22 protein-coding genes are annotated in these 23,396 nt (G+C 61.0%); 20 read left to right on the plus strand and 2 right to left on the minus strand.

Annotated elements, in window-relative coordinates; genetic code table 11:
* Positions 1–7: 7 nt before the first annotated feature.
* Positions 8–628 (minus strand): NAD(P)H:quinone oxidoreductase, encoded by a 621-nt coding sequence (gene wrbA / locus VE009_RS15995; RefSeq protein WP_325009309.1) that lies wholly within the window; start codon positions 626–628, stop codon positions 8–10.
* Positions 629–758: 130 nt separating this feature from the next.
* Here wrbA and VE009_RS16000 point away from each other — a divergent pair, with 130 nt between their 5' ends.
* Positions 759–1,088 (plus strand): helix-turn-helix domain-containing protein, encoded by a 330-nt coding sequence (locus VE009_RS16000; RefSeq protein WP_325009310.1) that lies wholly within the window; start codon positions 759–761, stop codon positions 1,086–1,088.
* 64 nt (positions 1,089–1,152) lie between these two features.
* Here the strand turns inward: VE009_RS16000 and VE009_RS16005 are convergent, their stop codons facing one another.
* Entirely contained in the window at positions 1,153–3,174 is a 2,022-nt protein-coding gene (locus tag VE009_RS16005) for a LuxR family transcriptional regulator (protein WP_325009312.1), read from the minus strand.
* Positions 3,175–3,321: 147 nt separating this feature from the next.
* Between VE009_RS16005 and VE009_RS16010 the strand changes: the two genes are divergently transcribed.
* The 19 genes from VE009_RS16010 (at position 3,322) to htpG (ending at position 23,270) form a co-directional block, all read left to right on the plus strand.
* On the plus strand, positions 3,322–3,783 hold the full coding sequence (locus tag VE009_RS16010) for a cupin domain-containing protein (RefSeq protein ID WP_325009314.1): 462 nt from the start codon (positions 3,322–3,324) through the stop codon (positions 3,781–3,783).
* Between the two features lie 33 nt (positions 3,784–3,816).
* Complete coding sequence (locus tag VE009_RS16015; RefSeq protein WP_325009316.1) at positions 3,817–4,524, plus strand: hypothetical protein; 708 nt, start codon at positions 3,817–3,819, stop codon at positions 4,522–4,524.
* Between the two features lie 34 nt (positions 4,525–4,558).
* Positions 4,559–5,035, plus strand: a complete 477-nt coding sequence (locus tag VE009_RS16020) for a DUF2269 family protein (RefSeq protein WP_325009318.1) — start codon at positions 4,559–4,561, stop codon at positions 5,033–5,035.
* Positions 5,036–5,164: 129 nt separating this feature from the next.
* Positions 5,165–5,842, plus strand: coding sequence for a hypothetical protein (locus VE009_RS16025; protein ID WP_325009320.1), 678 nt, complete (start codon positions 5,165–5,167; stop codon positions 5,840–5,842).
* A 13-nt stretch (positions 5,843–5,855) separates the two neighbouring features.
* Entirely contained in the window at positions 5,856–6,239 is a 384-nt protein-coding gene (locus tag VE009_RS16030) for a helix-turn-helix transcriptional regulator (protein ID WP_325009322.1), read from the plus strand.
* Between the two features lie 232 nt (positions 6,240–6,471).
* The gene (locus VE009_RS16035) at positions 6,472–7,662 is read left to right on the plus strand and encodes an ATP-binding protein (protein ID WP_325009550.1); all 1,191 of its coding nucleotides are present in this window, start codon (positions 6,472–6,474) and stop codon (positions 7,660–7,662) included.
* 116 nt (positions 7,663–7,778) lie between these two features.
* Positions 7,779–8,237 (plus strand): MarR family transcriptional regulator, encoded by a 459-nt coding sequence (locus VE009_RS16040; RefSeq protein WP_325009324.1) that lies wholly within the window; start codon positions 7,779–7,781, stop codon positions 8,235–8,237.
* Complete coding sequence (locus tag VE009_RS16045; protein WP_325009326.1) at positions 8,216–9,976, plus strand: ABC transporter ATP-binding protein; 1,761 nt, start codon at positions 8,216–8,218, stop codon at positions 9,974–9,976. The genes VE009_RS16040 and VE009_RS16045 overlap by 22 nt, the downstream gene beginning before the upstream one ends.
* Positions 9,960–11,813, plus strand: a complete 1,854-nt coding sequence (locus VE009_RS16050; RefSeq protein ID WP_325009328.1) for an ABC transporter ATP-binding protein — start codon at positions 9,960–9,962, stop codon at positions 11,811–11,813. The genes VE009_RS16045 and VE009_RS16050 overlap by 17 nt, the downstream gene beginning before the upstream one ends.
* A 42-nt stretch (positions 11,814–11,855) precedes the next feature.
* The gene (locus tag VE009_RS16055) at positions 11,856–12,863 is read left to right on the plus strand and encodes an acryloyl-CoA reductase (protein ID WP_325009329.1); all 1,008 of its coding nucleotides are present in this window, start codon (positions 11,856–11,858) and stop codon (positions 12,861–12,863) included.
* Between the two features lie 290 nt (positions 12,864–13,153).
* Positions 13,154–14,410 carry a ribulose-bisphosphate carboxylase large subunit family protein gene (locus VE009_RS16060; RefSeq protein ID WP_325009331.1) on the plus strand — a complete coding sequence of 419 codons (1,257 nt, stop codon included), beginning with the start codon at positions 13,154–13,156 and terminating at the stop codon, positions 14,408–14,410.
* A 31-nt stretch (positions 14,411–14,441) separates the two neighbouring features.
* Positions 14,442–15,809 (plus strand): four-carbon acid sugar kinase family protein, encoded by a 1,368-nt coding sequence (locus VE009_RS16065; RefSeq protein ID WP_325009333.1) that lies wholly within the window; start codon positions 14,442–14,444, stop codon positions 15,807–15,809.
* Positions 15,810–15,838: 29 nt separating this feature from the next.
* On the plus strand, positions 15,839–16,498 hold the full coding sequence (locus VE009_RS16070) for a GntR family transcriptional regulator (protein ID WP_325009335.1): 660 nt from the start codon (positions 15,839–15,841) through the stop codon (positions 16,496–16,498).
* Positions 16,499–16,542: 44 nt separating this feature from the next.
* The gene (locus tag VE009_RS16075) at positions 16,543–17,568 is read left to right on the plus strand and encodes a zinc-dependent alcohol dehydrogenase (protein WP_325009337.1); all 1,026 of its coding nucleotides are present in this window, start codon (positions 16,543–16,545) and stop codon (positions 17,566–17,568) included.
* 29 nt (positions 17,569–17,597) lie between these two features.
* Positions 17,598–18,617, plus strand: a complete 1,020-nt coding sequence (locus VE009_RS16080; RefSeq protein ID WP_325009339.1) for a TRAP transporter substrate-binding protein — start codon at positions 17,598–17,600, stop codon at positions 18,615–18,617.
* Between the two features lie 68 nt (positions 18,618–18,685).
* Positions 18,686–19,195: a TRAP transporter small permease gene (locus VE009_RS16085; protein ID WP_325009341.1), complete on the plus strand. Its 510-nt coding sequence runs from the start codon at positions 18,686–18,688 to the stop codon at positions 19,193–19,195.
* Positions 19,195–20,472: a TRAP transporter large permease gene (locus tag VE009_RS16090; RefSeq protein WP_325009343.1), complete on the plus strand. Its 1,278-nt coding sequence runs from the start codon at positions 19,195–19,197 to the stop codon at positions 20,470–20,472. Before VE009_RS16085 ends, VE009_RS16090 begins: the two co-directional genes overlap by 1 nt.
* A gap of 18 nt (positions 20,473–20,490) precedes the next feature.
* The gene (locus tag VE009_RS16095; protein ID WP_325009345.1) at positions 20,491–21,153 is read left to right on the plus strand and encodes a class II aldolase/adducin family protein; all 663 of its coding nucleotides are present in this window, start codon (positions 20,491–20,493) and stop codon (positions 21,151–21,153) included.
* A 233-nt stretch (positions 21,154–21,386) separates the two neighbouring features.
* The gene (htpG, locus tag VE009_RS16100) at positions 21,387–23,270 is read left to right on the plus strand and encodes a molecular chaperone HtpG (RefSeq protein WP_325009347.1); all 1,884 of its coding nucleotides are present in this window, start codon (positions 21,387–21,389) and stop codon (positions 23,268–23,270) included.
* Positions 23,271–23,396 lie beyond the last annotated feature (126 nt).

Consider the following 23,396-nt stretch of genomic DNA (forward strand, 5'->3'; position numbering starts at 1 on the left):
TCGTTATTCAGGCGCGCAGCCGCGCGCCTTCCTTCACCCACCGGGCGATTTCGACAGTACGGCGAGCTTGGTGGCGGACCGCCTCCTGCACGTCGCTCGTCATATTTCCGTTCTGGTCGACCGTGGCGCTGACGCCGTACGGGTTGCCGCCGGCGGCGAACATCGAGCCGTCCGTATAGCCCGGAGCGGCGACGATCGCTCCCCAGTGGTACATCGACGTATACAGCGATAAGATCGTGGCTTCTTGGCCGCCGTGCGCGTTTTGCGCGGACGTCATCGCGCTGACGACTTTGTTGACGGTTTTCCCGCGGAACCATAAGCCGCCCGTCGTGTCCAAAAACTGCTTCATCTGCGCGGGCATGTTGCCGAAGCGCGTCGGCACGCTGAATAGGATTGCGTCCGCCCATTCGATATCGGCCAAAGCGACTTCGGGCACCGACGCGGTTTCTTCAAGATGCGCCTTCCAAGCGTGATTCGCTTCGATGACGGAGGGCGGCGCGAGCTCGGGCACCTTCAGCACTTTCGCTTCGGCCCCTGCGGCCTTCGCGGCTTCGGCGGCCCAACGGGCCATGCGGTAATTCGTTCCGGTGGAGCTGTAATAAATAACTGCAACATTGACGTTCGACATGAACTGTCACCTCGGCATAGGAATTGTAGTGCACATGAGGTATTATGAGGGGAGACGCAGCGGGTGAATAGTACGCACTTTAACGTGGGATAGTCACCTGCAGGTAACTATCGGAAGGAGAGCGGGAGCGATGGAACGAACGGAGCAGTGCGCGGGCGCCAAATCCGCCCTTGAAATGATCGGCGGCAAATGGAAGCCGCCGATCTTGTTTTTGTTGTCGCAGCGGGGGACGATTCGGTTCAACGAGCTGCTGCGCTCGATTCCGAACGTGACGCAGAAAATATTGACCGAAAATTTGCGGGAGCTGGAGGAGCACGGTCTCGTGACGCGCCGGGTGTACCCGGAGGTCCCGCCGCGCGTGGAATACGCGCTGACGGAATACGGGCGGAGCGCCGTTCCGATCGTCAATTCGCTCCAGCAATGGGGAAGTATGCATCGATCGAACCGGGAAGCGAAGTAAGCGCGCCCGCAGCGCCGATGAACGAAAGAGAGCAGACGGATCCCGTCTGCTCTCTTTCGTTCGTTCAGGGCCGGCCGACCGTTCTGCGGACGAGCTCGGTCCGATTTTTGACGCCGAGCTTTTGGAAGACGGCGGTGAGATGCTTCTTCACAGTAATTTCGCTGACGAACAGCCGCTTCGCCACCTCCGCGTTCGTCAGCCCGCGGCCGACCAGCGCGACGATTTCCGCTTCCCGCTCGGTGAGCTCGGGCAGAGGAGGCGCGTCCGGGGAGGCTTCCTCGCCGCCCGCGAGCTCCGTCAGCCCGAGCTGCTGGGCCATCTTGCGCAAATAGCGATGCAGCCGCTGTCCGCGCGTATCGAGGTAGTACGTATGCGCCGGCGTCCGGCCGTCATAGTCGTAGTGGACCACTTCGGAGACGTCGCAGCCGAGCCGCCGGTGCACCTCGTGGAAGAAGGGATGCGGCGGGGGCGAGCCCGCGACGAACCCGCCGGTCAGCATCTGCGTGATGAAAAACAGGCCGGCGTCGGCGCGCAGCGTCCAATCCCCGAAGTCGAGCACGTCGATGCCGTACACGAACAAGCCGTAGTCGATCTCGTCGGCCGCTCGCATATCTTCCAGCTGCTGCGGGTCGAGGCCGCGAAAGAACGCCGAGGACAACGGTTTGTTCAGCAAAAAATCCAGCGTTCTCCCGTTGATCGGGATGATGACGGAAAGGCCCGCCGCCTCGCCGGACGGCCGCCGCAGCAGGCGAATCTGCGCGCCGGGCAGCCTTCGCAGCTCCTCGAAATGAAGATGCTTGACCGGAAACAAGCTTTGCTCCGCCGTAATGACGAATTCCTTCGTCAGCCCCGTCTCCGGATCGGGGTACGGAATGCGCGCCTCCCGCGCATGCGCCTTGCGGCGCGCCAAGTACGCCTCCGCTTCCTCCGCGTTCGCTTCGTCGACCGTTTCCCAATAATGCGGGGAAGACGTCTGGTAGAAGAAATCGCGAATCAATTGGTCGCCGAAGTAATAGAACGCCTCGCACGCTTCCCAGCTCGCGTCGTGCGTCGTGCCCGCGCGGCGCGCGGCGCGGCGGTAAAATAGCGTCACGCATCGTCTCCATAACGAGGCGTACAGCTCCGGCGTACGCGCGCGCAAATCTTCGGCGACGACGGAGCGGACGAGGTCGTGCAGCATCCATCCGCGTTCCAGCCTGCGAACGAACGACACTTCGGTCAGCGCTCGAAATTGTTCGTTCGTCACCGGCCGGTCCAAAATATGCGCGAGCAAATCTTGATTGAAGTGGCGCAGGACGGAGGCGGCTTCGACGAGCGGGCGCAGCTCGGGATCCACTTCTTTCATCCAATCGCTGGCGTCGAGCGGCAGGGCGTCCAGCGAAGGGAGCGGTCCCGCCTCGTGCGTCGCCGCCGCGTACGACGCGAGCGACAGCGAGAGCGGATGCCCCTTCGTTTTGTTCCAGATGAGCCGCGTCCATTCCTCGCTGCGGACGTCGTGCAGGCGCAAATACGTTTCGACGTCCTCGTACGTCAGTTCGGCGAGCGGAACCCATGCGATCAAGTTTCTCCACGCCGGGGATTGCTTCCAGGCGCCGTCCAGCGGAAATCGGCCCGCGAACGCGAACAGCACGTTCGGATGGAGCTGCGGAATCCACTGTTCCCGGATCCAGCGATCGAGCGCGCCCATTTCCTCGTACGTGTCGAACGCGACGCATACGCGGCGCTTCGCGGCGGCGGCGTTGATCGCCCGCGCGGCTTCCGCGGGGGAGGGCTCCGCCGCTTCGAACGGATCTCGGTCCTGCAGCAGCTGCAGCGCTCTCGCGGACAGCGCCTGAGGCGTATGCAGGAAGTCGCGGCTGTCGAGCAGGAGAAATAAAGCGCCGCTTTCCGCCGCGATGCGGCGGAACTCGTCGAGCAGGAAGCTCTTGCCCATGCCGCCGATGCCGTACAGATGGATGATCCGTTTGTCGGGGACCTCCCCTTCGAGCATGCGCCGAAACAGCGCCGTTTCTCGCCGCCTGCCGACCATGAACTTGCGTTCGTAACTTTGGATGTCGAATTCGTTCGCGTGTTTCGATCGTTCCACCGCTCTTCCCACCTTGCGACGCTTTTATACAAAAGTATAGGGTCAGTGTATATTATAGGATAATTTATCCACCTCCGACAGGGTGTTATCTTCAAGAGGCTGATAGCAAGCAATGCTAACAAGCCAAAACGGAGGAGGATGACTGCGTTGAAACCATTCGCGAGAAGAGACGAGACGAATACGTTCTTCGCATTAGGGACGAGAGCGACGTTCTTGCTGGAAGGGAAGGATACCGGCGGCCGGTTTTCGTTGATCGAGTTCCTGCTGGTGAGGGGCGCGGATACGCCGCCGCACACGCACGGGAACGAGGATGAGCACTACTACGTCTTGGAGGGGGACATCTCCGTCCAAGTCGGCGGCGAGACGATCGAAGCGACGCCCGGGACGTACGTATTTCTGCCGCGCGGAGTGAAGCATGCGTACCATGTGCGGTCGGATCGCGCGAGGCTGCTCGTCGGCGTATATCCGGCCGGGTTCGAGCAATTTTTCCGTCAGGCGGGAGAGCCGGTCGCGCCGGACTTTATTCCGCCGGCGCCGGAGGGACCGCCTTCGGCAGAGCAGGTTCGCGGCTTAATCGAAGCGGCGGCCAAGTACGGCATCGTATTTTAATCGAAAAACGAAGAGAAAGCGGGAGAGAAGGACATGAGGAAAACGATGATGGCGGCGGCGGTGTTGACGGCGCTTTGGAGCGGCAGCGCATCCGCGCACGGCGTTCCGGCGCCGGCCGCGGCGGCGAAGTACGCCGAACTTACGGTACTGGTGAACGGCGTGGAGGTGCGATCCGAGGCGAACCATATGGCGAACGGCAAAATGTACGTGTCTCTGGACGCGTTCGCGGCGTTGTTCGACATGCCGTACACGTTGTCGGCGGACGGGAAGCAGGCGACGTTGGGCGGCAAGACGATTTCCGGCATTCGGAAAAATCAAGGCGCGGCGACCGCATGGATCCGCGATTTGGCGGCGGCCGTCGGCGCTCAGCAGGTGACGCACGACGCGGCCCGGAACGAGATTTACGTGCTGGCGCTCCCGGCGGGGGCGATCCAAGTTTCGGGCACGGTGCCGGCGATGGGCGAGCATTGGGGGGACCCGCAGTCGGGCGAGCTGCCCGTCGGGCCGTACTACGGCGTGCACGAAGGCCGATTAGTGTTTTTGGAGTACATGTTCGACCTGGAAGATCTGAGGCAAGGGGACAATTGGGTCAACCTGAAGGGCATGAAGGGCGTTCCGTCCCCGGAGGTTGTGCAGGTCGATGTCGAATATCAGCCCGTCGGCCATCCGGGACTAGAAGTGCCGCATTACGACGTGCATTTGTATTTCGTCTCGGACGAGGAACAGCAGAAGATTCAATAACTCGACTCGTCGGTTCGGAAGGAGGTGCGCCGTCATGCTGTGGTGGGATGCGTTGGTCGCCGTTCACGTGCTGGCGGCCGTCGTCGGCATCGGGCCGACGTTCGCGTATCATCTGTTATTGCACAAAGGCCAAGAGGGAAGGCAGCTGCTGGATTCGCTCGAGCTTATGAAAACGTTGGACGCGTTCCCGAAGGTCGCCGGGCCGGCGGCCGTGCTGAGCGGCATCGCGCTGGCCGCGTTTTACGATTACGGCGGATTTCGGCAGCTATGGCTGACCGGATCGCTCGCGCTGTTCGCCGCGATTCAGATCATCGTCATCGGAGCGGCGAGGGCGCCCTCGAAAGTGCTGTACGATTGGCGCGAAGAAGCGCTGTCGCAGCTGGAGCCCGCAGTGCCGGCGGGCGTCGAGGCGGCCGTCGGAAAGCTGAGGTATCTTTTTTGGCTCGTGCACGCGCTGACCGTCGCGCTGCTGCTGTTGATGATTTGGAAGCCTGCAGTGCCGTTATGGTAGACCGCTTCGATAAGCCTGCGCTTTGCGCGGGCTTATCGTCGTTTGCACAGAAAATAGTATCTATGAAAAGGGAAAAAATAGTATACTAGTTCTGGATGCCGCTTACACACGACTGGGGTGGAACCTTGAATGGGTCACACGAACAACGCGATTTTGCACTTCCTTAGAAGCTACAAGCTGAACAAAGAAGTCGTCGAAAAACTATCGGAATTATCCCCGGTCGAGGCGAAGAAGACAGACAACGTCACTTTGCTGATGGAAGCTTTGAAATTAAATAAGGAAATTAGCGACGGCCATTTGAAAACGCTAGAGGTTAAGCGGGAGCTGGGGAAGTTTTGCCGCGACCTGGAAGCGGAAATGGAAGACGCGCACGTCGCCATCATGTTCTGGAGCAAGGAAGAAAACACGTTCTACCACGGGGCGGGACCTTCCGTGCCGATTGAATTCTATAGCATTTTCTCGCTTTACAAAGGGAAATTCGACGAGACTTTCTCTAGCTGCGGCGTCGCCTGCAACACCGGCAAGCTCGCGGTGACGAGCTTCGAGACGTCCGACTGCTGGGAAGGGGTCCGGGAATTTGCCGTCGTCACGCTCCTCGGCTACCGCAGCGTATGGTCGTATCCGTTCCGCGACAGCGTGACCGGCAGCATCGTCGGCACGTTCGCCGTCATGTCGCCGCAATCGCAGCGGGTACCGACGCAGGCGGAGATCGATCTGCTCGACACGCGCGTAAAGCATTACTCCGATGAAATCCGGTTTATCTCCGAACAATTGAAGAAGAGGAACCCGGCGATTGTAGATTTTTAAGGTGGTAGATGGAATGAATTTTGGCGTTCGTTTGAAAGAATTAAGAAAAGAACTCGGCATGACGCTGGAAGAGGCGGCGGGCAAGCTGGGCGTCAGCATTCCCGCTTTGTCGGGCTGGGAGCAGGGGCATCGGCGCCCGAACATCGAAATGATGAAGCAGCTGACGGCGCTGTACGGGACGAGCGCGGACTATATTCTCGGTTTGACGGAGGACCGAGAGCCGAAACCGCTGACGATGAACGCGAAGGAAATTTTGATGAGAAAGGGCCTTCACTGGGACGGTCAGCCCCTGAGCGACGAAGAGCTGCGCACGATGCGGGTGCTGCTCGAATACGTGCTGAACGAAAAAAAGAAGGATAACGCGAACGCAGACGAGCGCAAAGCGCAGGGGGAGTGACCGCACTCTCTCTTTTTTTTTCGGGCAGGCGGCGAAGAAAAACATTCGCGGTTGCGATTGAACTTTGTACAAAGTTGTGACAAAATATGGTTGCCTCCATTGCCCGGCAGGGAACGGATTTCGATGAACAGAGGAGGGACCAGCCATCTTTCATGTACAACGGGGGAATATTCATAAAAGCGTTCCGGAACGGGACGAGTATGCTTCCGATCGATTAGCGGCCGTTGGGCGCATCGCCGCGGGCATCGCTCACGAGGTGCGCAATCCGCTGACCGCCGTGAAGGGATTTCTCCAATTGCTCAAGAGGGAGCGGCCGCATCCTTACTTAGACATCGCGTTCGACGAACTGGAGGTCGCGCTGAACACGATGCAAAATCTTCTCAACGTCTCCAAACCGGACGCCGCGGACGAGCCTTCGACGACCGTCCGCATCGCTCAGGAATTGGAGTCGCTGCTGTTTTTATTTCAGGACCAGATGTATCGCGTCTCCTTGGAAAAACAGTTTCTCGACAAAGACGCTTGCGTGCTCGGCAAGAAGGGCCAGCTTCGACGGGCGTTGTTTAATTTGCTGAAGAACGCCTTCGAATCGATTCCCGGCTCCGGGACGATTACCGTGAGGCAGTGGGTCGAAGGCGAGCACGCGGCCGTCTCGATCGCGGATTCGGGCGTGGGCATTCCGAAGGACAAGCTGCGCATGCTGGGCACCCCGTTCTTTACGTCGAAGGGGTCCGGGACCGGGCTTGGTCTCACCCAAGTGTATGCGGCGATTTACGAGCATGGGGGTTCGGTTCAGGTGGACAGCGAGGTCGGCCGGGGGACGACGTTCACGGTGCGGCTGCCGCTGCAGCGGGGGAGCGAAGCCGCGGCGGACGCGCCGCCGCAGGCGCATCGCGCCGGCCGAAGCTTCGCCGAATTCGTCGCTGCGCAGGAGAGCGACATACGAGAGCGGGCCGAGAGGCTGTTCGCCGCCGAAGGCGTGCGCGGCGATCGGGACGCCTCGATCCGCGCGGCGCTGCGCGCGTTGCGCGCACTGGCCGGGGAAGAGCAAAGCTTGGCCGCGTCCGTCGCCCGCGAACATGGCCGCGAGCGGTCGGCGGCCGGCGTTACGATTCGCGAAAGCTTGGCGTGGTTCCGCTGGATGCGGAAGGTGGCCGTGGACGCCCTTCAGCAGTACGGGGCGGAAGCGGCGATGTCCTCGCAGCAGTTGTCCGGCTTCGAGCGCCAGCTTCATTTTCGATTGGACGGTTACATGGAACGCTTTTATGAAGGGTTCGAAGAGCGCGCAGGGACGAGCGCGGTCGTTCTGGGGCCGGACGTTCGCGGCGGATTCGGGGGAGCGCCGTTCGTCCCGGCGCACGCGGCAGCGCCCGGCCGCCGGTACGATGAGCGGCTGCCTTCGTGCGCGCCGCACCAAGACGGGTAATATCGAACCGTACGCGAGGGAAGGCGACGGCCCATCGGGCGCGTCGTCTTTTTTCTAATATGGCAGAATAGTTAGGTTAGCTATATAATATAAAATAATGGAAAGGAGGCGGTCCGTTGGATTCCCATGTAGAACAATTCGTCGCTGCGCTGCAAACGGTTAACCGGCATTTGCGCTCGACCGCGTTCGATTCGAACCGGCTGCCCGTAACGAAGGTGCAGTGGCTGCTGCTGCGGGCGCTCCACCGGCGGAAGCGGATGACGATCGGCCAATTGGCGGAGCATTTGGCCGTCCGCGCCAGCACGATGTCGCAAATGCTGGACCGGCTGGAGAAAGCGGGGCTCGTGGCGCGGAAGCAGGATGAATCCGACGCGCGCGTCAAGCTGATCACGCTGACGCCCGCCGGGGAAGGCGTTATCGAGCAGGGGGAAGGCGCCTGGAGGGATTCGCTGGCGGAGCCGTTCGCGCATCTGAGCGAGGAGGAGAAAGCGGCCTTAGTGAAGTTGATGAAGCGGCTCGCCGAGCATCTGCCGGGGAAAGGGGAGTGGGACCGATGCCCGCCGCCAAATACGTAAGAAAGTATTGGAGAGGTTTTCTGCTCGCCATCGTGTTCTTGTCGCTCGAATCCGCGGCCGATTTGTTCATGCCGACGATGCTGGCGGATATGATCGACCGGGGCGTCGCGAACGGCGATATGGACTACGTGCTTCGCACCGGCGCTCTGATGCTGCTCATTACGCTCGGCGGCGCCGTGGCCGCGAGCTTCCGCAATATTATCGCCGTCCACGTCTCGCAGCGGTTCGGCGCGGAGCTTCGTTCCGATTTATTTCGAAAAATTCAATCGCTCTCGTTCGAACATATCGATAAATTTGAAAGGGCTTCCCTCATTACGCGGATGACGAACGACATTACGCTCGTGCAAAACTTCGTCGGCGGCCTTATGCGCATTTTCGTCAAAGCGCCGCTGCTCGGCCTCGGCGCGCTCGTGCTGGCGATTCGGCTGAACCCGGAGCTGTCGCTCATCTTCGCCGTCGTCGTGCCGATCGTCGCCGCGCTCGTGGCGCTCAATATGAAAATCGGCTTCGTCCGGTTTCTGAAGGTGCAGGAAACGCTGGACAAGGTGAACGGCGCCGTCCGGGAATATTTGGCGGGCGTTCGCGTCGTGAAGGCGTTCAACCGGTTCGACTTCGAGGTCGACAAATTCGGCCGAAGCAACGAGGAGCAGTTCGACAGCTCGGTGCGCGCGATGCGCGCGATGGCGGTGTTCCAGCCCGCGATCATGCTGGTCGTTAATTTGGGCGTCGTCGCCATATTGTGGATCGGCGGACTTTGGGCGCAGCCGGGAGGCGCCGGCGGCGCCGGCGGCACGCAGGTCGGCGAGCTGGTCGCGTTCATTAACTACATGACGCAGATTTTGTTCTCGCTCATGATGGTGTCGATGGTCTTCAACATGTTCATTCGGGCGCGGGCGTCCGCGAAGCGCATCGGCGAAGTGTTCGCGCAGCGGGACGACTTGACGTGGAAGCCGGAGGGGGCTTTGCCGGAGGCGGTGGAGGGGCGCGTCGCGTTCGAGAACGTCACCTTCTCCTACGGCGATCCGTCCGCGCCTCCGGCGCTGAAGCGGGTGTCGTTCGCGTGCGAACCGGGGGAGACGGTCGGCATTATCGGCTCCACCGGCTCGGGCAAATCGACGCTCGTCCATTTGATCCCTCGCTTTTACGACGCGACGGAGGGCGTCGTCCGCATCGACGGCATCGACGTGCGGGACGTCGATCCGGCGGAGCTGCGGAAGCGCATCGCGATCGTGCCGCAGAAGAGCGTGCTGTTCACCGGCACGATCGAAGACAATATCCGCTGGGGCAGCGAGGAGGCGACGGACGAGGACGTCGCGCTGGCCGCCCGGATGGCCGAGGCGCACGAATTCATCGAGCGGCTGCCGGAAGGCTACCGGTCGCGGCTCGGGCAGCGCGGCGTCAATTTGTCCGGCGGGCAGAAGCAGCGGCTGTCGATCGCGCGGGCGCTCGTGCGGAAGCCTCGCATCTTGATTTTGGACGACTGCACGAGCGCCGTCGATACGGAGACGGAAGCGAACATCAAAGCGTCGCTGAAGCGCTACGCGCAAGGCCTGACCTGCCTCATCATCGCCCAGCGCATCTCGTCGGTGATGGACGCGGATCGCATCGTCGTCATGGATCTCGGCGAAATCGTCGGCGTCGGCACGCACGATTCGCTGCTCGCCGAATGCCGCGTGTACCGCGAAATTTACGAATCGCAATTCGGGAAGGAGGCGGCGTACCATGTCCGCAGCCGATGAACGCAAAGAACGGCTCGCTCCGCTGCCGATGCCGCTGCCGGGCCGGCCGGGCGGATTCGGACCGCCGGGAGGGCCGCCGGGTCGGCCGGTCGTGAAGCCGAAGGACTTCCGCGCGACGATGAAGCGGCTGTGGAGCTTCTTCGGCGGGGAACGCCGGGGCCTTGCGGTCGTCGCCGCGTTCGTTATGCTCGGCGCGGGCCTCTCGGTCGCCGGTCCGTATTTGATCGGCGTCGGCATCGACGCGATTCAAGGCGGCGATATGTCATTGCTGCGCATCATCGCGATCGTCCTCGCCGCCGCGTACGTCGGCGAAGGGGCGCTTTCGCTGCTGCAGGGCTGGTTGATGGCCGGCTTGTCGCAGCGGGTCGTGAAGAAGCTGCGCGCCTCGCTGTTCGCGAAGCTGCAGAAGCTGCCGCTCTCCTTCTTCGACGCCCGCCCGCACGGCGAAGTGATGAGCCGGCTGACGAACGACATCGACAACGTCAGCAGCACGATATCGCAGTCGACGGTGCAGCTCATGTCCGGCGCCTTCGCGATTGTCGGCTCGCTCGCCATGATGCTCGCGCTGAGCCCGCTGCTGACGCTGACCGCGCTCGTCACCGTGCCGCTCGTGTTTCTGCTCGCGCGCACGATCACGAAGCGGACGCGCACGATGTTCCGCGAGCAGCAAGCGCAGCTGGGCACGCTGAACGGGCACATCGAAGAATCGATTACCGGGCAATTTATCGTCAAAGCGTTCAATCGGGAGCAGACGACGATCGAGCAATTCGAGGAAGTCAATAAGAAGCTGTACGACGCCTCGGTCAAAGCGCAGGTGTGGTCCGGCTTCATGATGCCGCTGCTCAGCGTCATCAACAATATCGGCTTCGCGGCGATCGCGCTCGTCGGCGGCTGGCTCGCCGTCCGCGGCGACGTGACCGTCGGCGCCATCGCGAGCTTCGTCGGCTATTCGCGGCAGTTCGTCCGGCCGCTCAACGAATTGGCGCAAGTGTACAACATGCTGCAGGCGGGCGTCGCCGGCGCGGAGCGCGCGTTCGAGGTGCTGGACGAGCGGGAGGAGCCCGAGGATCCGCCGGGCGCGGCGGAGCTTCGTTCGCCGCGGGGCCGCGTCGTATTCGAGAACGTCAGCTTCGGCTACCGTCCCGACGAGCCGATTCTGCGCGGCGTCAGCTTCGAGGCGCCGGCGGAGAGCAGCACGGCGCTCGTCGGGCCGACCGGCGCCGGCAAGACGACGATCGTCAACCTGCTGACCCGGTTTTACGACGTCACCGGGGGGCGTATTCTGCTCGACGGCCGGGACATCCGGGAATATACCCGGGACAGCCTGCGCCGCTGCTTCGGCATCGTGCTGCAGGATACGTACTTGTTCGCCGCATCGGTCAAGGACAACATTAAGTACGGCCGCCCCGGCGCGACGGACGAGGAGGTCGTCGAGGCGGCCCGCATGGCGAACGCCGACGCGTTCATCCGCCGCCTGCCGAACGGCTACGAGACGATGCTCACCGAGAACGGCGGCAACTTGAGCCAAGGGCAGCGGCAGCTGCTCGCCATCGCGCGCGTCGTGCTGGCGGAGCCGTCCATCCTCATCTTGGACGAAGCGACGAGCAGCATCGATACGCGGACGGAGCTGCATATCCAAGAGGCGCTGCTCAACGTCATGAAACATCGGACGACGTTCCTCATCGCGCATCGGCTCAACACGATCCGCGACGCGGACGCGATTCTCGTCGTCGATCGCGGCGAGGTGGCGGAGCGCGGCAGTCATGCTGAGTTGATGGAAGCGAAGGGTACGTATTCTCGTATGTTTTCCAACCAATTCAAAAACATTCCCGTATAGGCGCCGCCCGGAAGCGGCGCGTTCGAAGGAGGCATCAGGCTTATGGAGTCGTATCGCGCATTCGTCGTGCGGAAGGAGGACGGCCGATTTTCCGCCGGCTGGGAACGCCGCCGGTTCGAGGAGCTGCCGGAAGGCGACGTGACGATTCGGACGATCTATTCGAGCGTCAATTACAAGGATGGTTTGGCCGCGGCCGAGCACGGGAAGGTCGTCGCCGCGTACCCGATCGTGCCGGGCATCGACGCCGCCGGCGTCGTCGCGGCATCGAACGACGCGCGGTTCCGCGAAGGCGACCTCGTCCTCGCGACCGGCTACGGACTCGGCGTGTCGCATGACGGCGGGTTCGCCGAATACGTCCGGCTGCCGGCCGACTGGCTCGTGCCGCTGCCGGACGGGCTGACGCTGAAGGAAGCGATGGCGCTCGGCACGGCCGGCTTCACGGCGGCGCTGTCGCTGCAGCGGCTGATCGAGAACGGCGTGCGCCCCGAGGACGGCCCGGTGCTCGTGCTCGGCGCGACCGGCGGCGTCGGCAGCCTCGCCGTGGCGATGCTGTCGCGCGCCGGCTTCCGCGTGACGGCGAGCACCGGCAAGGCGGCGGAGCATGAGTACCTGCGCCGGCTGGGCGCCGCGGAGATCGTCGGCCGCGGCGAGCTGGCGGACGAGAAACAGGCGCCGCTGCGCAAGCAGCGGTTCGCCGCCGCCGTCGATCCGGTCGGCGGGAAGGGGCTGCGCGGCGTGCTCGCGCACATCCGGTACGGCGGCTCCGTCGCGGTGAGCGGCATGGCCGGGGGCAGCGAGTTCGAGGCGTCGGTGTTCCCGTTTATTTTGCGCGGCGTCAGCTTGCTCGGCATCGATTCGGTGCAATGCCCGATGGAGCGGCGCGCGGCGCTGTGGCGGAGCATGGCGGGACCGTGGAAGCCGGAGGGGCTGCTGGCGGACGTCGCGACGGAGGTCGAGGCGGACGCGCTGCAGGAGCGCTTGAGCGACATTTTGCGGGGCGGCGTCCGCGGCCGCATCGTCGTCCGGCTCGGCGAGCCGCCGCACGAATAAGGGGGAGCGTCCGGTGCGGCCGGACATGACTGCCGGCGCGCCATTATTTACGCATGACGTATCTCTGTTGCGTTTCATCTGCAAGTTCGACCGTCCCGTTCACGGGGCGGTTTTTTCTTTTTCTCCAACTGGTTGGTTTTACCATTGACGGTTGTAAGCGATTCATTTACCATAGATCTCAGATAGATCTAAGATGAATCTAAAAGAAATCCCAAATAGATTCAAAGAAGGCTCCCATACGGTCTATCTCGAATCGACGAAACAGGAAGCATGGACGAGGAGGGGCACACGTGGAAGAGCGCGTACTAGCTTCGTACTATATTGAAACCCCTTACCCTCTCGAGCAGGCGGCGGAGGTCATGGCGGGCGAGCAATCGACCGGCACGTTCGTCTCCGTACCCGGAGAGACGGAAGAATTGAAGGAGCGGCACGCCGCTCGCGTCGTGCGGATCGAACCGCTCGACGAGACGGATCGTCCGTCGCTCCCGCACGCGCTGGCGCCCGCCGGATCGCCGAAGTACCGCCGCGCGAACGTGACGCTGTCGTTCCCGCTGCACAACTTCGGTCCGTCGCTGCCGAATTTGCTGGCGACGATCGCCGGCAATTTGTACGAGCTGCGGGAATTTTCGGGGCTGCGTCTGACCGATCTGGAGCTGCCTGCCTCGTTCGCCGCGAAGTATCCCGGACCGCGGTTCGGCATCGCCGGCACGCGGAAGCTGGCCGGCGTGTACGAGAGGCCGATCATCGGCACGATCGTCAAGCCCAGCATCGGGCTGCCGCTGACGGAGTATCGGACGCTCGTCCGGGAACTCGCGGAAGCGGGCCTCGACTTCGTCAAAGACGACGAGCTGTGCGCCGATCCGCCGTACGCTCCGTTCGCGGAGCGGGTGCGGGTCGTGATGGAAGAGATCGAACGCGCAGCCGACAAGACGGGCAAGAAGATGATGTACGCCTTCAATATCACAGGCGATATCGACGAGATGCGGCGCAACCACGATCTCGTCGCGAAGTCGGGCGGCACCTGCGTCATGGTCGGCATCAACAACGTCGGCTTCGCGGCCGTCGCCCATTTACGAAGCTATACGGAACTGCCGATCCATGGTCACCGCAATCAATGGGGCGCCATGACGCGCTGTCCGCAGCTCGGCATGAGCTTCACGGCTTACCAGAAGCTGTGCCGGCTGGCGGGCGTCGATCATCTGCACACGAACGGATTGAACAGCAAATTCGCGGAGCCGAACGAGCAGGTCGCCCGGTCGATCCGGGATTGCCTGACGCCGTTCCTCGGGGGGTACGAGGTAATGCCGGTGCTCTCTTCCGCGCAATGGGCGGGCACCGCGATTCCGTCGTACGAAGCGGCTCAATCGCTCGACGTCATTCAAGTGGCGGGCGGCGGGATTCTGGCGCATCCGGGAGGCGCGGCGGCCGGCGTGCGCAGCATGCAGCAAGGCTGGGAAGCGGCCGTTCGCGGACAGACGCTCGAACAGTACGCCGCGATTCATCCGGAGCTGCGGCAAGCGATCGAGACGTTCGGCAAGAAGGGATAGTCGCAGCAGGAGCAAAGCAGGAGGGTTCGGCATGGCAGACAACACATTACTATTAGCCTTTTACGGCGATGACTTTACGGGGTCGACCGACGCGATGGAGGCGCTCGCGAAGAGCGGGTACCGCACGGTGCTGTTCCTTGCGCCGCCGACGGCGGAGCTGCTGAGGCGCTTCGAAGGCATCCGCTGCGTCGGCGTCGCCGGCACGAGCCGGGCGAAAGCGCCGAAGGATATGGAAGAAGAGCTTCGTCCGATCATGAAGGAGCTCGCCGTGTCCGGCGCGCCGCTAGTTCACTACAAGACGTGCTCCACCTTCGACTCCGCGCCGGAGGTCGGCAGCATCGGACATGCGATCCGCGTGTCTCGGGACTATTTCCCGAGCGGGCAGGTCGTGCCGCTGCTGGTCGGCGCGCCCGCGTTAGGACGCTACACCGTATTCGGCAACCATTTCGCCCGGATGAAAGACGAGACGTACCGCCTCGACCGCCATCCGGTCATGTCGCGGCATCCGATCACGCCGATGGACGAAGCGGACCTTCGCCTCCACCTCGGCAAGCAGATCGACGAATCGATCGGTCTGATGAACATTCTGGAGCTGGAAGGCGCGTTCGTCGACGTGCTGAGACGGTACAAAGCGAAGCTGACCGGCTCCGATTCGATCGTGCTGCACGACGTGCTGGACGACGAGCGCCTGCTGACGAGCGGCGGACTGCTGTGGGAGACGGCCGGCGCCGAGCCGCAATTCGTCGTCGGCTCCTCTGGGATCGAATACGCGCTCACCGCGTATTGGAAGCGCATCGGCCTCGAAGCGACGGCTTCCGCGGCGAAGCAGCCGAACGTTGCGGCCGCGGATCGAATCCTGGCCGTATCCGGCAGCGCGTCGCCGGTCAGCCGTCAGCAGATCGAGACGGCGCTCGCTCAAGGGTTCCACGGCATCCGCATCGCTCCGGAGCAGATCGCGGACGGCGGCAGCGCGCCGGCCGAGCTGATCGAGGAGACGGTGCGCCGCCTCCGAGAAGGGCAGGACGTCGTGCTGTACACCGCGCTCGGGCCGGACGATCCGGCGATCGCCGCCACGCGGGAGAAGCTCGCGGCCGCAGGGCTGCAGGGCAACGAGTCCGGCGAGTTTATCGGCGGCCAGCTCGGACGGTGGACGCGGCGCATCGTACGCGAAGCCGGGCTCCGTCGAGTCGTCATCGCCGGCGGCGACACGTCGGGCTTCGTCATGAAAGAGATGGGCGGATACGGGCTCGAGATGCTTCTTCCGGTATCGCCGGGGGCGCCTTTATGCAAACTGTATTCGGAAGACGGGGAAACGGACGGTCTGGAAGTAGCGCTGAAAGGCGGCCAGTTCGGAAGCCCCGACTACTTTATGAAAGTCAAGACGAGCGCCAGCGAATAACGAGGCCGGTCATGGAAAGGAGGAGACCTATGGAGGAAACGAATTTGACGAATGCGTCGTCCGCGCAGCCTCTGCTGAAGGACATCGCATACGACAAGATCAAAACCTTGATACTAGAAGAACAGTTCGAGCCCGGACGGTTTTTGTCGGAACGCGAGCTGATCGCCCTTCTGAACATGAGCAAGACGCCGATCAAGAACGCGCTGACTCGTCTCGAGTCCGAGGGGTTCGTCACCGTATCGTCGAAGCAGGGCATTATCATCAACGATTTGAGCATCAGCCGAATCATCGACATTTACGATTTGCGCACGGTGCTTGAGGTGTACAACTGCGAAGTCATCGCCGGCAAATTGACGCCGGAGAGAATCGCGCGGCTGGAGAAGAACCTCGACGAAACGGCGGACATCGTGGGACGGCTGTCCGTCCGCGAGTTCGCGAAGGCGGACCACGAGTTCCATCTGCTGCTATGCGAGTTCGCGGGCAACCAAGAGGTGTATCGCGTCCTGTTAAACTACCAGGACCATCTGCTGCGAATCACGTTGAAGCACTTGAACAAAGAGCCCCAGCGCATGGTGCGCTTCCTGCAGGACCATCGAGACATTCTCGAGAGTCTAAAGACAGATCGGGCGGAAGCGGTGGAGCGGATGCGGGCGCATTTGCAAAATTCCAAGAAAAAGCTGTTCGAATAGAAGCAGCAACGAAATAGAGAAGCCATGGAGCGGAGGAAACCGGCGTGAAAGCGGTATATGTGGAAGACGCTTATAAGGTTGTAGTGAAAGAGGTTGACATCCCGGAGCTCGCTCCGAACGAAGTATTGATCAAAGTCGCGGCCGCGGGCATTTGCGGTTCGGACATCCACACGTATAAAGGGCTTCACCCGTTCCGCAAGCCGCCGGTCATTATCGGTCACGAAGTGGCGGGGGAAATCGTCAGCGTCGGCGCTGCGGTAACGAAGTTTCAAGTCGGCGACCGGGTCACGGTAGAGCCGCAAACGGGCTGCGGCAGCTGCGAATACTGCTTGCGCGGCCAGACGAATTACTGCGGCACCCGAGGCGCGCCGGGCATCGGCGGCTGGTACGGCACGATGGCGGAATATTTCGCCGCGCCGGAGCCGACGGTGTTTAAGCTGCCGGACGGCATGAGCTACGATGTCGGCGTCCTCGTCGAGCCGTTCGCGGTCGGCGTGCACGCCGTGCGCAAAGCGGGCATCGAAGTGGGCGACAAGGTCGCCGTGCTCGGCGCCGGACCGATCGGACTGCTCGCGATGGCGGCGGCGAAAGCGGCCGGGGCGACGACGACGTTCGTCTCCGACGTGATGGATTACGCGCTGGATACCGCTTCGGCGATGGGCGCGACGCACACGATGAACATCATGAACGTCGAGAACTGGACGCAACAAGCGAAGGAGCTCGTCGGCGGCGAGTTCGACAAAGTGTTGATCGCGGCCGGCGTGCCGGGCATCATCGACCAGTCGCTGCAGCTGCTCCGCAAAGGCGGCCGCGTCGTGACGATCGCGATGTTCCACGGCACGCAGACGTTCGACATTCACAATCTGCAAAACCAAGAGAAAGAAATTGTCGGCTGCATGACGTACACGCGCGCAGACACGCTGACGGCGATCGACATGCTCGCCGCGGGCGCGGTCAACCACGAGGCGCTCATCTCGCACAAGCTGTCCTACGAGGACGCGGCGGAAGGCTTCCGCCTTGTCGATAAGAAAGAAGATCGTTCCATGAAGGTGCTCGTAACGTTCGCATAAATATAAAAACTCTGGGGGAAAAACACATCATGTCGAAAAAAATTATGTTGTTCGTCATCCTTAGCGCAATGCTCATCGTCATCGCAGGCTGCGGCGGCGCCCAGCCATCGACGGAAGGCGGCGCGGACGGCGGTTCCGCGGCGGCGGAAACGGTGAAGCTTCGTCTCGGCCACATCGCCGGCGAAGGCGACGCTTGGCACAAGGGCGCGCTCAAGTTCGCGGAATTGGTGAAAGAGAAGTCGGGCGGCACGGTCGAAGTCGAAGTGTTCCCGAGCTCGACGCTCGGCAACGACCGCGATTTGATCGAAGGCATGCAGCTCGGCTCGGTCGACTTCGCGCTCGTCGCAGGCGTATTGTCCAACTTCCACCAGCCGATGTCGATCCTGGAGCTCCCGTACTTGTTCCGCGACCAAGCGCACCTCGAGAAAGTGCTTTACGGAGACGTAGGCACGCAGCTGAAGCAGGATCTGCTCGACAACGCGCAAATCCGCGGCTTGGAATTCTGGGTACGCGGTCCGCGCGAATTGACGGCGAATCGTCCGATCAACTCCGTCGAAGACTTGAAGGGCCTGAAAATCCGCGTTCCGGAAATTCCGGCATCGATCGCGGCATGGGAAGCGATGGGCGCGACGCCGACGCCGATGGCCTTCGGCGAAGTGTACTCCTCGCTGCAAACGGGCGTCATCGACGCGCAGGAAAACCCGCTCGCATTCATCGACAGCAACAAACTGCTTGAGGTTCAAGATTATGTCATGCTGACGAACCATGTATACGGTTACGTTCTTCTTACAATGAGCGATCTGACGTACCAAAAGCTGAACGAAGAGCAGCGCAAAGCGGTCGAGGAAGCGGCGAAGGAAGCGACGGAATTCGAAAACAACCTCGTCGCCGAGCAAGAAACGCAGCTCGTACAGAAGTTCAAAGACAACGGCACGCAAGTCATCGAAGTCGATACGGCTCCGTTCATGGAAAAGGCGAAGACGGTCCATGCCGAATTCGCAGAGAAATACGGACAAGAGCTGTACGACAGCATCGTTAACGTTCAGTAACGCACCAATCGACCGGCGCTTCTACCAAAGCTTGACGCGCCGGTCTTTTTCTTGAGGAGGTTCGCGAAATGCAACTGATTGTCAAATGGGTGGATCGGCTGAATCAAGTCGTGTCCGTCGTCGTCTCGGCGATGCTGGCGTTGATGGCGATCCTCATCATCACGCAAGTCTTTTGCCGGTTCGTCATTAATTATCCGCTCCATTGGACGGAAGAGTTATCCCGTTTCTTAATGATTTACGTCGTCTTCCTCGGCTCCGCGCTCGCGCTGCGGCACAATAAGCTGATCGCCATCGAAGCGCTGGCCGAATCGGTCAAACCGAGCATACGGAAATGGTTGAAAATCGGCGTGCTGCTCGTGTCGATCGTCTTCTTCGTGATCCTGATGAAGCAGGGTCTCGATATTCAAAGCGTCGTCAGCCGGCAAACGGCCGCGGGTCTCGGCATTCCGATGTCCATCCCGTACGCGGCGATTCCGATCGGCGCGCTGCTGCTGCTCATTAACGCCGTGACCGTCATCATCGTCACGCTCACGTCGCCGGCGACGGAAGAGACGACGCAACTGGAGGAGAGAATATAATGGGTATCATACTATTCGTCCTTCTGCTGCTGTTCTTTGCGCTCGGCGTGCCGATCGCGGTATCGATGGGGCTTGCTTCCGCGGTCGCGCTCTGGTACGACGGCGGCACGCCGCTCATCGTCCTCGCGCAGCGTTCGTTCACGTCGCTCGATTCGTTCCCGCTCATGGCGATTCCGTTCTTCGTCCTCGCCGGGACGATCATGGAATTCGGCGGCATCAGCAGAAGGCTGGTCGCCTTCGCGAACGCGCTGACGGGCCATTTCTCCGGCGGTCTCGCGATCGTGACGGTCGTCACGTCGATGTTCTTCGCGGCCATCTCCGGTTCGAGTGCGGCGACGACGGCGGCGCTCGGCAGCATCTTGATCCCGGCGATGATCTCGCGCGGCTACCACCGTAACTTCGCGGGCTCCGTCCAATCGGTGTCCGGGGAGCTCGGCGTCATCATTCCTCCGAGCATTCCGCTCATCCTGTACGGCGTCGCGACGGAAACGTCGATCGGCGATTTGTTCATGGCGGGCTTGATTCCGGGCCTCTTGATCGGCCTGTCGCTCATCGCCACCGTCTTCGTCATCGCGAAGAAGCGCAGCTACGCCAAGGAAAACAAAAAGTCCGGCGCGGAGCTGTGGAAGGCGTTCAAAGAAGCGTTCTTCGCGCTGCTCATGCCGATCATCATTCTCGGCGGCATCTACGGCGGCGTGTTTACGCCGACGGAAGCGGCGGGCGTCGCGGTCGCGTACTCCTTCTTGGTCGGGGTGTTCGCTTACCGCGAAATCAAGCTGAAGCATATCTACGAAATTTTGCGATTGTCGTCGATCACGACGGCCATCATCATGTTCATTTTGGCGAGCGCGGGCTTGTTCGGCTGGATCCTGATGCGGGAAGGCATTCCGCAGCTCGTTGCTCAGTTCTTTATCAACATTTCGGATAACCCGATCGTCTTCTTGCTCCTCATCAACTTGTTCCTGCTCGTCGTGGGCATGTTTATGGAGACGAACGCGTCCATTATCATCTTGGCTCCGCTTCTCGTGCCGGTCGCGGTACAGCTCGGCGTCGATCCGGTTCATTTCGGCATCATCATGATCGTCAACTTGGCGCTCGGCATGTGTACGCCGCCGCTCGGCATCAACCTGTTCATCTCCGCCCAAATCGCCAAGATTCGGCTGGAAGACATTACGAAAGGCATGATACCGTTCTATATCGTGTTGATCGCGGTGTTGATGTTGATCACCTTCGTGCCGCAAATCACGATGGCGATTCCGAACTGGCTGTCCAAATAATCGGGAGGGATGAAGGCAATGACGAAAGCGGATGCGGTGCGCAAGGAACTGCAGCATACCGGGAAATATATGATGCAGTACGGCCTTGCCTGGGGCAACGCAGGCAACATCAGCGCGCGGACGGAAGGGGACCGCTACATGATTACGGCGAGCGGCACCTTCCTCGGCGAGCTGGCCGACGACGATTTGATCGAGTGCGATTTGGCGGGCGGCGTATACGGGGCTGCAGGGAAGAAGCCGTCGAAGGAGACGCCGATGCACAGAGCCGTGTACGACAATCGTCCGGAAATCGGCGCCGTCCTGCACGCCTCGCCGTTCTACAGCACGCTGGTCGCCTGCTCGGATATCGAGCTGCCGTCGAACTGGTTCGTCGAGACGATGTACTACCTCGAACGCGTCGAACGGGTGCCTTATTACCACCCAGGCACGGAGGCGCTCGGCGAAGGCGTGCGGGAGAAGGCGAAGAAAGCGAACATTCTGCTGCTCGAAAATCACGGCGTGCTCGTGTACGACACGACGATTCGCGAGGCGCGCATGGCGCTCCAGACGCTGGAGATGGCTTGCCGCATGCTGGTCGAGTCGAAGGCGTCGGGCATCGGCATTCGTCCGATCGCCCGCGACGTCGAGCGAGGCTTCCTCGAAGGCGCCGGATACAAGCCTCGCCGGGAATGGCCGGAATAATCGAATAGCATAAGCGGCCAACGGCGGCGAAACGGCTCGATTCCGAGCAGTCTTCGCCGTCGTTTTTTTGCGTTCGCGCGGTCGGTTCGGCTGGGCGGCCTCGGAGGTTGGGCGTTCGCGCAGTTGACACCGAAAAAAAGGGTGTGTTATATAGAAAATAGATTTAGCACTCGGGAGGATTGAGTGCTAAGATGAGTGAGTAGACGCAACACCATGCGGGAGGAAACCGAACTATGGCCAAGAAGCAGTTCAAGGCGGAGTCGAAGCGGCTGCTGGAGATGATGATCAACTCCATCTATACGCAGAAAGAAATTTTCCTGCGGGAGCTTATCTCGAACGCCAGCGACGCCATCGACAAAATTTATTACAAAGCGCTGACCGACGACAACCTGACGTTCAACCGAGACGACTACTACATCAAAATCACGCCGGACAAGTCGAACCGAACGCTGACGATTGCCGACACCGGCATCGGGATGACGAAGGAGGAGCTTGAAACGCACCTCGGCGTCATCGCGAAGAGCGGCTCGCTCGCCTTCAAGCAAGAAAACGAAATCAAAGACGGCCACAACATTATCGGCCAATTCGGCGTAGGCTTCTACTCGGCGTTCATGGTCGCGGATGTCGTGACGGTAATCAGCCGTGCGCTCGGCAGCGACGAGGCGTACAAGTGGGAGTCGCGCGGCGCGGACGGCTACACGATCGAACCGGCGGAGAAGGCGACGGTCGGCACCGACATCATTTTGAAAATCAAAGGAAACACGGAAGACGAAAACTACGACGAATACCTCGAGACGTACCGTTTGCAGGCGATCGTCAAAAAATATTCCGACTTCATCCGCTACCCGATCAAGATGGACGTCAAGCGGAGCAAGAAGAAGGAAGGCACGGAGAACGAGTACGAGGACGTCATCGAAGAGCAGACCGTCAACAGCATGGTGCCGATTTGGCGCAAAAACAAAAACGAGCTGACGAACGAAGATTACGAGAACTTCTATTTCGAGAAGCGGTACGGGTTCGATAAGCCGATCAAGCATCTGCATATCAGCGCGGACGGGGCCGTGGTGTACAACGCCATTTTGTTCATCCCGGGGCAAACGCCGTTCGATTATTACACGAAGGAATACGAGAAGGGGCTGGAGCTGTACTCCAACGGCGTCCTGATCATGAACAAGTGCCCCGACCTGCTCCCGGATTACTTCAGCTTCGTGAAGGGCATGGTCGATTCGGAGGATTTGTCGCTGAACATTTCCCGCGAAATGCTGCAGCACGACCGTCAGCTGAAGCTGATCGCGAAAAATATCAAAAACAAAATCAAAAGCGCGCTGCTGAGCCTCCTGAAGGACGAACGCGAGAAGTACGAAGAGTTCTACAAATCGTTCGGCCGCCAGCTGAAGTTCGGGGTGTACAGCGATTTCGGCGCCAACAAAGAAGATCTTCAGGATTTGATCCTGTTCTACTCCTCCAAGGAGAAGAAGCTTGCAACGCTCGACGAGTACGTCTCCCGCATGCCGGAAGGGCAGAAGTATATCTACTACGCGACCGGCGATTCGATCGACCGGATCGACAAGCTGCCGCAAACCGAGCTCGTCGCCGAGAAGGGCTACGAAATTTTGTACTTCGTCGAAGATATCGACGAATTCGCGATCAAGATGCTGTCGAAGTACAAAGATAAGGAGTTCAAATCGGTATCGAGCGGCGATCTCGGCCTGGAAGATGCAAAGACGGACGAAGCGGACGACGCGGAAACCGGCGAAACGAAGGAGCTGTTCGAGTACATGCAGAGCCTCCTGACCGACAAGGTCAAGAAGGTGAAGGCGTCCAAGCGGCTCCGCACGCATCCGGTCTGCCTCTCGACGGAAGGCGAAATCACGATCGAGATGGAGAAGGTGCTGAACGCGATGCCGGGCGGCGGGCAAAACGTGAAGGCGGAGAAAGTGCTCGAAATCAACACGAACCATCCCGTGTTTCAGTCGCTGAAAGCCGCGCACGCTAGCGACAAAGAAAAGCTGAACTTGTACACGAACTTGCTGTACAACCAAGCGCTGCTAATCGAAGGCCTGCCGGTGGAAGATCCGGTGGCGTTCACGAACGACATTTGCAAAGTGATGATGTAACCGCGAACCCCGTTCCGGCTTGCGAGCCGAGCGGGGTTTTCGCGTCTATATGATATTTGTCATCCCCGCGTACTGACGTTTATGACTAATCGGCCCGTCGTGCATTTTCTATAATGAAATTAGGAA

The organism is Paenibacillus sp. (assembly GCF_035645195.1).
Taxonomy (GTDB): domain Bacteria; phylum Bacillota; class Bacilli; order Paenibacillales; family YIM-B00363; genus Paenibacillus_AE.